This window comes from Nonomuraea sp. NPDC003214 (assembly GCF_053590035.1).
On the sequence record NZ_JBSFSX010000002.1, the window covers coordinates 585,651 to 598,913 of the forward strand.

General features: G+C 72.9%; 14 protein-coding genes. 5 read left to right on the top strand and 9 right to left on the bottom strand.

Annotation, left to right across the window (positions count from 1 at the left end; all coding sequences use genetic code 11):
* Positions 1-198 precede the first annotated feature (198 nt).
* Entirely contained in the window at positions 199-753 is a 555-nt protein-coding gene (locus tag ACWDXC_RS07735) for a cation transporter (RefSeq protein ID WP_308126271.1), read from the bottom strand.
* Between the two features lie 227 nt (positions 754-980).
* Here ACWDXC_RS07735 and ACWDXC_RS07740 point away from each other — a divergent pair, with 227 nt between their 5' ends.
* The 3 genes from ACWDXC_RS07740 to ACWDXC_RS07750 are packed head-to-tail and all read left to right on the top strand — an operon-like array spanning position 981 to position 2,851.
* Positions 981-1,763 (top strand): DUF4184 family protein, encoded by a 783-nt coding sequence (locus tag ACWDXC_RS07740; RefSeq protein WP_449979223.1) that lies wholly within the window; start codon positions 981-983, stop codon positions 1,761-1,763.
* Positions 1,756-2,565 carry a TrmH family RNA methyltransferase gene (locus ACWDXC_RS07745; RefSeq protein ID WP_375071417.1) on the top strand — a complete coding sequence of 270 codons (810 nt, stop codon included), beginning with the start codon at positions 1,756-1,758 and terminating at the stop codon, positions 2,563-2,565. Before ACWDXC_RS07740 ends, ACWDXC_RS07745 begins: the two co-directional genes overlap by 8 nt.
* 28 nt (positions 2,566-2,593) lie before the next feature.
* The gene (locus ACWDXC_RS07750; RefSeq protein WP_219510249.1) at positions 2,594-2,851 is read left to right on the top strand and encodes a DUF4235 domain-containing protein; all 258 of its coding nucleotides are present in this window, start codon (positions 2,594-2,596) and stop codon (positions 2,849-2,851) included.
* A 9-nt stretch (positions 2,852-2,860) separates the two neighbouring features.
* On the opposite strand, the gene ACWDXC_RS07755 is transcribed toward ACWDXC_RS07750, so the two are convergent.
* The 5 genes from ACWDXC_RS07755 to ACWDXC_RS07775 all read right to left on the bottom strand — a co-directional run bounded on the left by ACWDXC_RS07755 (position 2,861) and on the right by ACWDXC_RS07775 (position 7,505).
* Entirely contained in the window at positions 2,861-3,643 is a 783-nt protein-coding gene (locus ACWDXC_RS07755) for a neutral zinc metallopeptidase (RefSeq protein WP_449979227.1), read from the bottom strand.
* A 43-nt stretch (positions 3,644-3,686) separates the two neighbouring features.
* Entirely contained in the window at positions 3,687-4,412 is a 726-nt protein-coding gene (locus ACWDXC_RS07760; RefSeq protein ID WP_357585610.1) for a ThuA domain-containing protein, read from the bottom strand.
* 19 nt (positions 4,413-4,431) lie between these two features.
* Positions 4,432-5,514: a Gfo/Idh/MocA family protein gene (locus ACWDXC_RS07765; protein ID WP_449979229.1), complete on the bottom strand. Its 1,083-nt coding sequence runs from the start codon at positions 5,512-5,514 to the stop codon at positions 4,432-4,434.
* 2 nt (positions 5,515-5,516) lie between these two features.
* Positions 5,517-6,323 carry a sugar phosphate isomerase/epimerase family protein gene (locus tag ACWDXC_RS07770; RefSeq protein WP_449979231.1) on the bottom strand — a complete coding sequence of 269 codons (807 nt, stop codon included), beginning with the start codon at positions 6,321-6,323 and terminating at the stop codon, positions 5,517-5,519.
* 135 nt (positions 6,324-6,458) lie between these two features.
* A complete protein-coding gene (locus ACWDXC_RS07775) occupies positions 6,459-7,505 on the bottom strand; it encodes a LacI family DNA-binding transcriptional regulator (RefSeq protein ID WP_449979234.1) in 1,047 nt (348 codons plus the stop codon).
* Between the two features lie 74 nt (positions 7,506-7,579).
* On the opposite strand from ACWDXC_RS07775, the gene ACWDXC_RS07780 reads away from it, so the two are divergent.
* On the top strand, positions 7,580-7,768 hold the full coding sequence (locus tag ACWDXC_RS07780) for a hypothetical protein (RefSeq protein WP_449979237.1): 189 nt from the start codon (positions 7,580-7,582) through the stop codon (positions 7,766-7,768).
* Here the strand turns inward: ACWDXC_RS07780 and ACWDXC_RS07785 are convergent.
* A complete protein-coding gene (locus tag ACWDXC_RS07785) occupies positions 7,761-8,600 on the bottom strand; it encodes a D-alanyl-D-alanine carboxypeptidase family protein (RefSeq protein ID WP_449979240.1) in 840 nt (279 codons plus the stop codon). The two genes, ACWDXC_RS07780 and ACWDXC_RS07785, sit on opposite strands and share 8 nt — an antisense overlap.
* Positions 8,601-8,675: 75 nt before the next feature.
* The gene (locus ACWDXC_RS07790) at positions 8,676-9,185 is read right to left on the bottom strand and encodes a DedA family protein (RefSeq protein WP_449979242.1); all 510 of its coding nucleotides are present in this window, start codon (positions 9,183-9,185) and stop codon (positions 8,676-8,678) included.
* A 149-nt stretch (positions 9,186-9,334) separates the two neighbouring features.
* Between ACWDXC_RS07790 and ACWDXC_RS07795 the strand changes: the two genes are divergently transcribed.
* Positions 9,335-9,871, top strand: coding sequence for a hypothetical protein (locus ACWDXC_RS07795; RefSeq protein WP_449979245.1), 537 nt, complete (start codon positions 9,335-9,337; stop codon positions 9,869-9,871).
* Here the strand turns inward: ACWDXC_RS07795 and ACWDXC_RS07800 are convergent.
* Positions 9,840-13,202, bottom strand: coding sequence for a BTAD domain-containing putative transcriptional regulator (locus tag ACWDXC_RS07800; RefSeq protein ID WP_449979247.1), 3,363 nt, complete (start codon positions 13,200-13,202; stop codon positions 9,840-9,842). The genes ACWDXC_RS07795 and ACWDXC_RS07800 overlap by 32 nt on opposite strands.
* Positions 13,203-13,263: the final 61 nt, after the last annotated feature.

Below are 13,263 nucleotides of genomic sequence, written 5' to 3' on the forward strand. Positions count from 1 at the left end.
TGGGGGGTGGATCCTGGGCTCGGTAGCCGCCATCGAACTCGTCTGTGCGGTGTCGCCCCACGATGTCCTCTTGGTGTGTGTTTGGAAGCCTTTCGGAGACCCTAGCCGGTGATGCTCCGCAATACTCGGGAGACGATACTCGGTGTGCTTGCTGTGGCAAAACACCTGTTTTGGTGCGCTAATAACGCTCAGTGACGGTCAGTGGCAGCATGCGTGACCGTGCCACGCCCGCCATCCCTCACGCACGGCGACCACCGCCAGAGCGAGCGCCATCGCCGGATCGACCCACCACCAGCCGATCGTGCCCGCCCACAGACCGGCCAGCACCCCGGCCGCCATCGCGCCGCAGATCAGGTTCTGCGCGGCCTCCCCGGCCGTCGCCCCCGAGGCCAGCCGCCGGGCCAGCCGCCGCTTGACCAGCCCCAGGATCGGCATGCTGACCAGGCTCACCGCCGTCACCACGATCCCCAGCACGGTCGGCACCGCCCGATGCCCGGCATCCAGGTCATGACCCACGTGCACGATCAGATAAGGCGCGAGCAGCCAGAAGCTCACCGCGATCGCCCGCCGCGCCCGATGCTCCGCGCTCGCCGACAGCGTCCGCTTCCCCGTGAACCGCCACACCACGATCAGGCTCGCCGCCACCTCCACCAGAGCCGACAGCCCCCACCCGATCAACGCCACCGAATGCGCCGCCAGCCCCGCCGCCAGCCCGAGCGAGCTCTCCACCGCCAGCCACACGATGGTGACCACGGAGAGTGAACGCGCCAGCCTCGCCGCCCTGATCCAATCGGCTGACGCGGCCGGATGCGCATGAACCCGCTGGTCAGGCACCTTGAACCTCCGCATTCTCGGCTTCCGGCCGTCGACAGCATGATGTGCCGTACCCATTACTTATCGTGACCTTAGAGGCCGGCGGCAAAGAATGTTCAAGCTTCCCGGGTAGTGTGCAGTGATCGTCGACGGGATATGGGGGGCCGATGCCGTTCACGCCCAGTCACATCGCGGCCGTGCTGCCGCTGGTGTCGTCACCGCGCATGCGCAGGTGGACCGACCCCTGGGCGCTCGCGGTCGGAGCGATGGTGCCCGACCTGCCGATCTTCCTGCCGTTCCTGCCCGACTACAGCGACTGGCACTCCTGGCAGGGCGTCGTCACCGTGGACCTGGCGGCGGTGCTGGTGCTGCTCGTGCTCTTCCACGGCCTGCTGCGCGACCCGCTGATCGGGCTGCTGCCGCCCGCGTTCGCCGGCCGCGCCGCGACCCTCCTGCCGACCCGCCGCGAACTGCTGTCCCGCCTGCCCGCCGTGGTCGCGGGCGCGCTGGTCGGCGCGGGCACGCACGTGCTGTGGGACTCCTTCACGCACTCCACGGGGCCGCAGGAGTGGGGCCACTGGCTCGGCGTCTCCGTCCTCGGCGTGCTGCCGCTGTTCCGCGTGCTGCAGTACGTGTCGTCGGCCGTCGGCCTGGCCGTCGTCGTGTGGTGGGCCTGGCGCGGCCTCGCCGCGATGCCGCCCGCGCCGGTGCCCGGCCGCCTGCGCGTCTCCGCCCGCGTGCGCGGCGGCGTCCTCGCCGGCGGCGCCGCCGGCATCCTGACCGGCGCGTTCGTCTGGCCGCTGATCGACGAGCCCAACCCGGCGTACGGGCTGCCCGCCGTGATCACCAAGGTGGGCGCCGGCACCGTCGTCGGCCTGTGCCTGGTGCTCGTCTGCTACGCCGTCGGCTGGCAGCTCAGGCGGCTCGTGGCAGTATCGGAAGGTGCTTGAGTACGTAACCGACGCCGCCGACCCCCGCCTGGCCGACTACACCCGGCTGCGCGACGTGGAGCTCCGCAAGAGCCTCGAAGCCGAGCGCGGCCTGTTCCTGGCGGAAGGCGAGAAGGTGATCAGGCGCGCCATCGCCGCCGGCTACCCCGTCCGCTCCGTCCTGACGACCGGCCGCTGGCTCCAGCCCCTCGCCGACGTCCTCGGCGACGCCACCGTGTACGTCGTCAGCGACGAGATCATGTCGGGCATCGCCGGCTTCCAGGTCCACCGGGGCGCCCTCGCCTCCCTGGCCCGCCTGCCCCTGCCCGCCCTGGACACGGTGCTCGCCCCGGCCGCCCGCGTCGTCGTCCTGGAGGACATCGTCGACCACGCCAACGTCGGCGCGATCTTCCGCTGCGCCGCCGCCCTCGGCGTCGACGGCGTCGTCCTGTCGCCCCGCTGCGCCGATCCCCTCTACCGCCGCGCCGTCAAGGTCTCCATGGGCGCCGTCTTCTCGATCCCGTACGCCCGGATGGACAACTGGTTCACCGGCCTGGACGAGCTGCGCGCGGCCGGGTTCCAGACCCTCGCCCTCACCCCCGACCAGTCCGTCACCCCGATCGACCGGGTCAAGCTCGGCGGCCGGGTCGCGCTGCTGCTCGGCGCCGAGGGCGACGGCCTGTCGTCCCGCTGGCTGCACGAGGCCGACGAGGCCGTGTGCATCGCGATGAGCCCGACGGCGATGGCCGCCGGCGTCGACTCGCTGAACGTCGTCGCCGCCGCCGCGATCGCCTGCCACGGACTGATGCGCGAAACCGTTTAGAGCCGCCACACGGGGCACTGACACAGCCATGCATGCTGTGGAGAAGGCTCTTTCGCTCGGGACGGGAATGCTCAGCGGCGCCCTGGCCGCCGCGATGTTCAAGCGGACGTGGAAGCTGGTGTCCGGCGACGACGACGCCCCGGACGCCGGCGACCTGGAACGCGGCTGGACGGAGGTGCTCGTCGCCGCCGCGATCCAGGGAGCCCTGTTCGGCCTGGTCAAGGCCGCCGTGCACCGCGCCGGTGCGCAGACGTTCCGGCACCGCGCCGTGACGGGCAGGACCTGACGGCGGCGGTCAGGCGACCTTCGACGCCGAGGCCGTCCAGGTGTTGCACGACCCGGGGTCCCCGGTGGCGAACCCGCGCTTCTTCCAGGCGCGCACGGTGGCCTCCTTGCCGTAGACGCGATCGTCGCCGGGCTCGTCACCCCCGGCCATCTTCAGGAGGGTCTTCCAGTCGCGGCTGTCGCGGCCCTTGAGCGGCCAGACGCTCTTCATGAACGCGGAGCCGAAACAGTCGCTCTGGAGGCTGAGGCGCCGGGTCTGCTCGTCGAGCTCGGCGTCGCCCTCGTAGGGCTCCTCGTCGAAGGCGGCCGCGATGCCCGTGAGGTTCTGGACGTGATAGCCGTACATCTGCGCCGTCGTGTCGAAGAGCCACAGGTCCTTCGGGCTGTCGAGCCAGGACTTGCCGAGCTGGAAGATCACCGTGCGGCTCTTGTCGCAGTAGTAGGCCTGCGAGTCCTCCTTGCCGATGTCCAGGCCGCAGTACTTCTTGGGGATCTTGGTCATGTGCTTCACGTGGATCTTCTCGAAGTCGATCCCCGCGGCGGTGAGGTGCTTGCCCCAGGTCCTGTCCAGGCAGGCGACGACGGCGTTGATGTAGGCCCTGGCCATCGGCTTGTCGTTGCGCTTGACGGGCTTCTCGGCGCACGTGCTCCTGGGGAGCGGGCCGGCCTCGTAGAGGGCGTTGGCGACGAGGTCGGCGCCCTCGACCGGGTCCTGGCCGGAGGCCGCCGCGGCGGTGCCGGTCAACGGCAGCAGAGCGGCGGCGCTCAGCGCGGCGATCACGCGAATTTTCACAAAGCGTGACACTAGGGCTATCAAGGTCAACAGGGCAAGGGCGCTACCAGTGGATGGGGGTGTGGGCGTTGTCCAGGGGCGGGCCGACGGGGGCGGACGGCGCGGCCCAGCGCACCGCGTTCGCGAGCACCCGGTGCACGTCGGGGTCGTGGTAGACCGGATAGTTCTGGTCGCCGGGGCTGAAGTAGAAGATCCGGCCCAGGCCGCGGGTGTAGCAGCAGCCGCTGCGGAACACCTCGCCGCCGCTGAAGTTGCTGATGAACACCAGCTCGTCCGGCTCCGGGACGCCGAACGGCTCGCCGTACGTCTCCTGCTCCCCGATCACCAGCGGGCGCGGCACGCCCTGGGCGATGGGGTGGCCGGGGGCGACGGTCCACACGAGCTCGCGTTCGCCCGCGTCACGCCAGTTGAGCGTGCAGGTGGTGCCCATCAGGCTGCGGAAGATCTTGGAGTAGTGGCCGGAGTGCAGCACCACCAGCCCCATGCCGCCGAGCACCCGCTGCCGCACCCGGGCGACGACCTCGTCGGCGACCTCCTCGTGCGCCATGTGCCCCCACCAGGTGAGCACGTCGGTCTCGGCCAGCTCCTTGTCGGACAGGCCGTGCTCGGGGTCGTCGAGCACGGCGGTGCGCACCCGCGCCTCGCCGCCCAGGTGCGCGTTCAGCCCGGCCGCGATCGCGCCGTGGATGCCGTCCGGGTAGCGGCGGCGTACGTCCTCTTCGCGCTGTTCGTGGTAGTTCTCGCTCCAGACGGTCACTCTGATCCGCATCGTGCTCCCCTCGTCCAGATCAGGCGTACCCATCCAGAGGCGCGGGAGGCTCGAAGACCGAGGTCAGCTCCACCGGCCTGCCCTGCTCGTAGGAGGCGCGGGTGGCGCAGAGGATCTCCACCACGTGCGCGGCCTGCCGCCCGGTGGCCCGGTGCGGGCGGCCCTCGCGGACGGCCGCCGCCAGGTCCCGCACGGCCCGGCCCCACTCCACGCCCCGGTACGCGGGTCGCAGCGGCTCGACGGGGCGCGGCTCCTCCCCGAAGGCGGCGATCTCCAGCGCGGAGTCGAAGTCGTGCCAGGAGCGCAGCAGCAGCGAGCCGGTGTCGCCGTGGAACTCCAGCCCGTGCTGCCGCGTGCCGTGACCGGGGACGTAGAAGTCGCAGGTCAGCCGGAGCAGGACGCCGCCGTCGAACTCGACGTTGGCCACCACGTAGTCGGGCGTGGTGATCGTGAACGGCCGCCCGTCGAGCCGCACCCGCTCGGGGTGCACGACCGAGGCGAACGCGGTCACCCGCCGGGCCGGGCCGAGCGCCGCCGTGACGATCGTCAGCGGGTAGACGCCCACGTCGAACAGCGGCCCGACCTCGTAGAAGCCGACCGGGTCCGGGTGCCAGGTCTCGATACGGCCCCAGTTGACCTCGCCGTAGACGAGCCTGAGCCGGCCGGTGGCGTTCTCGCGCAGCAGCTTGAGCGCGGTCTGCTGGGCCTCGCCGAGGAACGTGGCGGGCGCCCCGCCCAGGCGCAGCCCCTTCCTGCCGGCCAGCTCGACCAGCTCGGCCGCCTCCTCGTAGCGCAGGGCGAGCGGCTTCTCGCTGTGCACGTGCCGGCCCGCCTCCAGGCAGCGGCGGATCACCTCGTAGTGGGCGTGGTGCGCGGTCAGGTTGACCACGATCGAGACGTCCGGGTCGGCCAGCAGCTCGTCCAGCGACGGGTAGGCGCGCACGCCGTGCGCCTCCGCCAGGGTCGCGGCCCGCGCCGGGTCGACGTCCTGGACGCCGCGCAGCTCGATCTCGGGGTAGCCGGCGAGGTCGGCGGCGTAGCGCTGGGCGATGTTGCCGCAGCCGACGATCGCCACGCCGGTGGTCGCTCCGGTGCTCTGCATGCTCACGCCTCCAGCCACTGCCGCAGCCGCTCGCGCGACGTCAGCACCTCGGGGATCGGGTCGCGGTCCTCCGGCTCGTGCTCGATGCTGATCGTGCCCGTGTAGCCGATGCGCCGCAGCTCCTCCACGCACCGCCGCACCGGCACGCAGCCGTCGCCGAGCGCCACCGTGTCGTGCCCGCCGGGCGCCGCCACGTCCTTCAGGTGCACGTGGAAGATCCGGTCACCGAGCGCCTTGATCGCCTCGGCGGCGTCGTAGCCGTGGGTGCCGAACCAGCCGGTGTCGAGCGCCGCGCCGATCCGGCCGCCGGCCTCGTCGCCCATCGCCTCCAGATACTCCTCGGGGGTGCGTTCGGGGTGGTTCTCCACGCCGAGCCGGAGATCGTGCTCCTCCAGCGCGGCCACCACCGCCTCGCGGTCGGTGCGCAGCACGGGCGCCATCCCGCCGATGACGGGCGCGCCGACGGCGCGCGCGATCCGGCACAGGCCGCGGAAGTACGTCACGTCGGCTCCGGCGGACCCGGCCAGGCTCGGTACGGACAGCTTGTGGCCGGCGAGCAGCCCGGCGGCGATCTCCAGGTGCTCGTCGGTGGCCCAGGCGGGGTTCAGGTGGGCGGTCCAGACGTCCATCGAGGTGAAGCCCAGCCCGGCGACCTCGGCGACGACGCCGCCGAACCGCCCGGCGAAGCCGTCGAGCGGGGCGAACCGCTCGTTGGTGACCCGGTCGGCCTCTCCCCAGCCGGGGGCGGGCATGCGGCTGCCGGTCTCCCTGGTGACGAAGTTGGCTCCCATGAACGCGATCGTGTTCACACGTCTCCTCGCGCGATTGCGATTTTCGGAGGCTTTTCAGTGAACTTACGTGCCCGTCAGAGGGGCGTCAATGGGGTGTTCGCGGGGAATTCGCACCTTTTGGTGGCGGGTGGGGGCTGGTATTTCACTGAAATTTCAGTGAGGAGCCGCCGTGGACGAGCGGACGATCAGCTCGTGCGGGAAGATCAGCCGCTCCGGCGCGGCCGGCGGGTCGGACAGCAGCAGCCGCCCGGCCTTCTCGCCGATCTCCTGTTTGGCCTGCCGGATCGTCGTCAGCCCGGCCTCCTGCGCCGCGCTGTCGGAGAACCCGACCACCGACAGGTCCTCCGGCACCCGCAGCCCCAGGTCGGCGGCGGCGTCGAGGACGCCGAGCGCCAGCACGTCGGTGTTGGTCAGGACGGCGGTGGGCCGAGGGTCGGTCCGGAGCAGCGCGTGCCCGGCCTCCCGGCCCGCCTCCCGCGAGTTGCGGGACAGCTCGTAGAACGGCACGCCGGCCCAGTCGACCCCGGCGGCCACGCAGGCGCTCTCGTAGCCGCCCCGCCGGCCGCGCATCGCCTCGAACGTCGCCGCCCGCTGCCGCGCCGGGTCGGCCCAGCCGGTGCGGCCGTCGTCGTGCAGGCCCACCATCGCCACCCCGACGCGCCGGTGGCCCAGCTCCAGCACGTGGCGGGCGGCCAGCGCCCCCGCCGCCGGCTCGTCGATGCCGACGAACGGGTGGCCCGGCACGTACGGCTCGTCGACCACCACCATCGGCAGCTTCCTGGCCAGCACCTCCGCCAGCGCGGGGTGCCCGTCGGGCAGCGAGACCACGCAGAAGGCGTCGACCACCGCGTCACGCACCGGCACCGGGCGCTGCTCGCCGCGCGGCAGCGGCAGGATGAGCAGCCCGACGCCCGCGTCCTCGGCGGCGGCGGCCAGCCCCTGGAAGAACCCGACCGCGTACGGGTCGGCGAACGCGTAGGGCAGGGTCTCGCTGAACAGCAGGCCGAGCGCGCCGGCCCGGCCGAGCCGCAGGGAGCGCGCGGTCGCGTTGGGCCCGGCGTAGCCCAGCTCGTCGGCCACCTCCAGAATGCGCCGGCGCAGCCCCTCGCTGAGCTGGTCGGGCCGGGAGAAGGCGTAGGACACGGTGGCCCGCGACACGCCCACCCTGTCGGCGATCGTCTGCAGCGTGACCTTGGCCATCGTCCAACGGTATCGGAATCCCTTGCCGGAGCCCTCCTTAATCAATTAAGCTCTTAATTGATTAAGGAGGTGTCATGGACGCCATGCAGGTACTGGCTCATCAGAGCGCGATGGGACACGCGGACACGCTGACCGAGGCGCTGCCGGGCGCGCCGGTGAAACACTCCCGCGACAGGGGACGGGTGCGGGTGCGGCTCGCCTACACGCTCCGGGTGACGGCCGACCGGCTCGACCCCGCCTGTCCGGGCATGCCGGTCAGCTGACCTCGATCTGGCTGCCGGCATGGTCGAGCAGCCGTTCGGCGGTGCTGAAACGGCGCTCGTCCTGGTCGTTCAGCAGCACGCCGATCACCTGCCTGCCGCCCCGCTCGCCCGCGAACAGCAGGCAGAACCCCGCCGCCCGCGTGTAGCCGGTCTTCACCCCCGTCACGCCGTCGGCCCGGGTGAGCAGCTTGTTGGTGTTGCGCCAGATGTGCGCCCGGTGCGCGGACGTCTTCGGCACCCGGTGCACCTCGCGGCCGACGATCGTGCGGAAGACCGGGTTCTCCAGCGCCCGGCGCGCCAGCTCGGCCTGGTCCACGGCCGTCGAATGGCCGCCGAGCGACGGTTTCGGCAGGCCGTCGGCGTTCGTGTAGCGGGTGTCGTCCAGGCCGAGCGCGCGGGCGGTGGCGTTCATCTTGCGCACGAAGGCGTTCGTGCCCGGCCCGTAGCGGCGGGCCAGCGCGTGGGCCGCGTCGGCGCCCGAGGGCAGCATGAGCCCGTAGAGCAGGTCGCGCACGGTCAGCCGCTCGCCCTTCTTGAGCGCGGCCGAGGTGGCGCCGTTGCGCACCGCGTGACGCACGTCCGCGGCGGTCACGGTGACCGTGTCGCCCAGCCGGGCCTCGCGCAGCACCACGTAGGCGGTCATCACCTTGACCAGGCTGGCGACCGGCACCCGAGCGGTCTCCCGCTTGCCGAAGTGGATCGTTCCCGCCGAGTCGACCACGTAGCCGGCCTTCGCCTTGACGGTGGGCGTATCCGCCGCGTACGCCGGAGTCCCGGCTATCAGGACGAGCAGCGCGGAACCTATACAGGCCGCGATTCGCATGACGAACATGACGGACATCGTGGCATCCGAACCACCAGGAGGCGCGCCAAACCCACCCCGAAAGGGGAAAACAACCGGAAAGCGTCAGCCGACGAAGGTCCGCTTCCTCCTGCGCCGCACCACGATCACCACGACCCCGGCCACCGCCGCCACCGCCAGCAGCCCGGCCGTGACAGGCGAGGACGCGGCGATCCGGAACCAGCCCCACACCAGCGCCGTCAGCCCGAACCACCACATCGGCGCCCACGTGAGGCAGCCCAGCGCGCTGGCCACCACGTACCACGGATAGGACACCCGCAGCGCCCCGGCCACCCACGGCAGCGTGTGGCGCAGCATCGGCACCCAGAAGCAGCCGTAGACGGCGAACGCCCCCCACCGCTCGACGACGCGCTCGACCTTCTCGATCCGCTCGCGGCCCACCTTGACGCCGATGCGGGAGTCGTACAGCTTCTCGCCGAGCCTGCGGCCCACCCAGTAGTAGACCTGGAACGCTCCGAACAGGGCGAGGATCAGGATCGCCCCCACCAGCCAGTAGGGAATCCCGAACAGGAAGGGGTCGGTGGGCGCGGGGACGGCCAGAACGCGTGATGCCATGAGCCGACTCCCCCCACGCCAAACCATTAGGTCAGGCTTACCTTAGTTCACCCCTTACGTTACCGCCACAGGCAGGTTGCAAGCGTGTGACAAGCGACGCTCAATACCCGTGCCCCACGCTTGGCGGTGAGCGAAGAGAGGTACTGACCGTGTTGACCGGGTTGAGCAAGGCGACGAGAAGCAGCCGTACGGCACTGGCCACCGGCGCGGCGAGCGCGGTGAAGTTCCTCGTGGCGGCCCTCGCCTTCGCCGCCGCCTACGCCGGCCTGACCGCGTACGGCGCCGCGAGCTCCGCGCCGCTGCCCGCGCCCGCCCGGGCTGTCACCCTGCCGGCGCGCACAGTGCCCGCAGCGGTGCCCGCCGCGCTGCCCACCGCGCTGCCCGGCGAGGTCACGGTCACCGCCCTCGACAGCGCGCCGGACTGCCTGAAGACGTTCCTGGCCCGTACGGTGATCGTCAACCCCGACCCCGACGAGGCCGTCTCCTACCGCTGGCGGCTGGCCCGCTGGAACCCCGGCACCAACACCTGGGGCACCTACCTGGTGCACTACTCCGGGTTCGCGGGAGCCGAGGAGAGCGCCGCCTGGGAGCCGGCCGTCTCCGCCAACCCCGGCTGGTATCGCGTCGAGCTCAAGGCCGAGGGGCGCGAGGCGATCAGGAGCGACCGCTTCCAGGTGAGCTGCTGACCGAGCGCTGCGCCGCCTCCACCCAGCGCGGCACCCCGATCCGGTGCGCCACCTCCAGCGCCTTGCCGTAGTGCTCGCGGGCGGCGGCCGGCTGGCCCAGCCGGATCGCCAGGTCGCCCAGCGTCAGCGCCACCGGCCACAGCGCCACGACCCCGGTGCCGGCGCCCGCCACCCGGTCGGCGAACGGCTTGAGCTTGTCGTAGCAGTCGACCATCCGCTCCCGGTCGTCGAGCAGCATCCCGGCCAGCGCCCGCCACGTCATCGCGAGCTCGTACAGGAAGTCGGGCCGCACCGGCGGGCGGACGGCGGCGACCGCCTTGGCGTCGGCCACGTGACCGGCCGAGGCGAGCGCCAGCGCGTAGGCGTCGAGGGTCCACTTCGCGCCGCGCTGGTGGGCCTCGGCCAGCAGCTCGACCGTCTCGGCCGCGCGGCCGTCGACCAGGTGCAGGCAGAACGTGGTGATCAGCGGCAGGTCCTGGCGGCCCTCCAGCATGCCCGCCCGCGCCGTCATCCGGGCCGCGTCGCGGTAGGCCCGCTCGGCGCCCGTGTAGTCGCCGGCGATCATCTGCCGCTGCCCCGAATACCAGGCGTGGACGGCGGCCGGGGCCGGCAGGTCGTACTGCCGGGCCAGCCGGTCGGCGGCGGCGGCGTGCTCGTCGGCGACCCCGAACTCGCCGCGCGCCGCCGCGCACTCCAGCAGCACCAGATGGGCCAGCGCCTGGGTGGCGACCTGGCCGGAGCGCTGGGCCACGTCGAGCAGCTCGCGGCCGATGCTCTCGCGGGTGTCGACGGCCGGGATGTCGTAGGACTGGCGCAGCCGCCCGCTCAGCGCGACCGCGATCAGCGCCGGGTCGCCGCTCTGCCGGGCCACCTCCAGCGCCTCCAGCGACGCCTGCCGGCCCCGTTCGGGCGAGGAGGAGCCCTCCAGCTCCAGCGCCAGCGTGGTGAGCAGGCTGGCCCGCAGCTGCTGCTCGCCCTCGGGCAGCTCGCTCAGCGCCCGCTCGGTGACGTCGACGATCTCCCACGCGGTGCGGGTGAAGTCACGCGCCATGCCCTTGTGCGGCACCGCGAGCGCCGCCGCGACCCGCGCGGTCAGCTCCAGGTCGCCCAGCGGCAGCGCGGCGTCCATCGCCTCGCGGCGCAGCAGCCGGGCCGTGTGCATGTCGCCGCACAGCGCCAGCGCCTTGATCCGGCGCAGCATGAGCCGCAGCCGCTGCTTGGTGTCGCCGCCGGTGCGGTCGAAGGCGGCGATGGCCTGCTCCCACAGCGTCGCCGCCTCGCGGTGCGCGAAGCGCCGCTCGGCCTGCTCGGCGGCCAGCCCGGAGTAGTGCACCGCCTTGTCGGCGGCATCAGCCAGGAAGTAGTGGTGGGCCAGCGCGGCCACGTCGGACGGCGCCCGCCGCTCGATCACCGCCGCCACGGCCGCGTGCAGCCGGGTGCGGCGCAGCCGCGAGGCGTCGGAGTAGAGGGTGTCGCGCACCAGGTCGTGGTCGAACCGCAGCAGCCCGGGGCCCGGCTCGGTCACCAGCCCGGCCAGCAGCGCCGCCTCGACCGCCTCCACCACGGCGTCCTCGTCGCCGGCCACGTCGACCAGCACGTCCACGTCCACGTCGCGGCCGATCACCGCCGCCTGCAGCAGGATCTGCTGCGCGCCCGCGGGCAGCCGGGAGACGCGCCGCCGCAGCACGTCACGCACCCCGGAGGGCACCCGCGACAGCACCTCGGCCGCGCTCGCCCGGTCGGCCGCGCCCTCGGCGTCGAGCAGCCGGACGGTCTCGCGGACGAAGAACGGGTTGCCGCCGGTGCGCTCGACGATCGACTCGACGGCGTCCTCGTCGATCTCGCGCACGCAGGTGGCCCGGACCAGCTCGGCCACGGCCTTCGGGGCGAGCCCGGACAGACCCACCCGGACCGGGCCCAGCCTGGCCAGCGCGGCCAGCACGTCGGCCTGCCGGTCGTCGAGCTCGCTCTCGCGGCAGGTGACCACGAGCAGCACCCGGCTGGTGGCCAGCAGGCTCGGCAGCGCGCGCAGCAGCGCCAGCGTCTGGTCGTCGGCCCAGTGCAGGTCCTCCAGCGTGAGCAGCACCGGGGCCCGGCGCGCGACGCCCGCCAGGTAGCCGCCGACGGCCCGGTGCAGCCGGAACCCGCCGGACACCTCGTCGTCGTCGGGCGCGGGCGCGGCGTCGTCCAGCAGCGGGGCCAGGAGCTGGGCGTACTCGCCCGCGCCGGTCGTGCCGACGAGCGCGCGCAGGATCTCCACCCAGGCCCAGCCGGGCGGGGTGGCGCTGGAGTCGGGGCAGGCGCCGGAGGAGGTCATCCAGCCGTCGGCGGTCAGCCTGCTCTGCAACTGGCGCAGCAGCGTCGTCTTGCCCGCCCCGGCGACGCCGGTGACGATCGCCACCTGGAAGCGGCCGGTGCGGGCGGCGGCCGTGGTCAGCCTCGACAGCTCGGCGTCCCGGCCGACGAACGGCTCGGGCTCCAGCGGCGGCGGCTCGATCGGGGTGGCGGGCCTGGGCGGCCACGTGTCGGCGGGCGGCACCGGCCGCGACGGGCGGGGCGGCGGGGCCAGCTCCAGCTCGGGCGCCTGGGCGAGGATGTCGGACTCCAGCTTGCGCAGCGCCGGCCCGGGGTCGATGCCGAGCTCGTCGGCCAGGATGTTGCGCGCCCGGCGCAGCGCCGCCAGCGCGTCGCCCTGCCGGCCGCACCGGTAGAGGCCCAGGCCGAGCAGCCGCCAGCCCTCCTCGCGCAGCGGGTGCTCGGTGGTGAGCGCCTCCAGGTCGGGCACGGTCTCGGCGGGCATGCCCAGGCGCAGGCCGGTGTCGGCATGCCGCTCGCGGGCCACCAGCCGCAGCTCGGTCAGCCGGTTGACCTCGGCCTCGGCCCACTGCTGGTCGGCGAAGTCGGAGTAGGGGGTGCCGCGCCACAGGCCCAGCGCCTTCTCCAGGCGGCCGCGCGCGGCCTGCGGGTCGCCGTCGTCGAGGTGCTCGCCCGCCGTCCGGACGAGCTGCTCGAAGCGGAGCGCGTCGACCTGCTCGGGCGCCACCCGCAGCGCGTAGCCGGAGGCGACGGTCACCAGCAGCCGGTTGGGCCCGCCGCGCGGGCGGCCCGGCTCCAGCACCCGGCGCAGCCGCGAGATGTAGACCTGCAGCCCCGACTGGGCGCCCTTGGCGGTGTCGTCGTCCCACAGGTCGTACAGCAGCGTGTCGACGGGCACCACCTGGCCCCTGGCCACGAGAAGCCGGGCGAGCACGGCCCGTTGCCGCAACCCGCCGAGGTCGAGTTCGTCGTTTTCGTACGCCTCGACTGGCCCCAGAACTCGGAACGCCACCATGTCAGCCGCCACGCTATGCGCGCTTCCGAATCACGCACAAGGCCCGGGGTTGATTACGTGG

What these genes read in the sequence shown, in the direction of transcription:
- ACWDXC_RS07760 (WP_357585610.1), bottom strand. Translation starts at nt 4,412, where the DNA reads ATGCGGATCAGAGTGACCGTCTGGAGCGAGAACTACCACGAACAGCGC.
- ACWDXC_RS07750 (WP_219510249.1), top strand. Translation starts at nt 2,594, where the DNA reads ATGCATGCTGTGGAGAAGGCTCTTTCGCTCGGGACGGGAATGCTCAGC.
- ACWDXC_RS07785 (WP_449979240.1), bottom strand. Translation starts at nt 8,600, where the DNA reads ATGTTCGTCATGCGAATCGCGGCCTGTATAGGTTCCGCGCTGCTCGTC.
- ACWDXC_RS07790 (WP_449979242.1), bottom strand. Translation starts at nt 9,185, where the DNA reads ATGGCATCACGCGTTCTGGCCGTCCCCGCGCCCACCGACCCCTTCCTG.
- ACWDXC_RS07765 (WP_449979229.1), bottom strand. Translation starts at nt 5,514, where the DNA reads ATGCAGAGCACCGGAGCGACCACCGGCGTGGCGATCGTCGGCTGCGGC.
- ACWDXC_RS07775 (WP_449979234.1), bottom strand. Translation starts at nt 7,505, where the DNA reads ATGGCCAAGGTCACGCTGCAGACGATCGCCGACAGGGTGGGCGTGTCG.
- ACWDXC_RS07740 (WP_449979223.1), top strand. Translation starts at nt 981, where the DNA reads ATGCCGTTCACGCCCAGTCACATCGCGGCCGTGCTGCCGCTGGTGTCG.
- ACWDXC_RS07780 (WP_449979237.1), top strand. Translation starts at nt 7,580, where the DNA reads ATGGACGCCATGCAGGTACTGGCTCATCAGAGCGCGATGGGACACGCG.
- ACWDXC_RS07800 (WP_449979247.1), bottom strand. Translation starts at nt 13,202, where the DNA reads ATGGTGGCGTTCCGAGTTCTGGGGCCAGTCGAGGCGTACGAAAACGAC.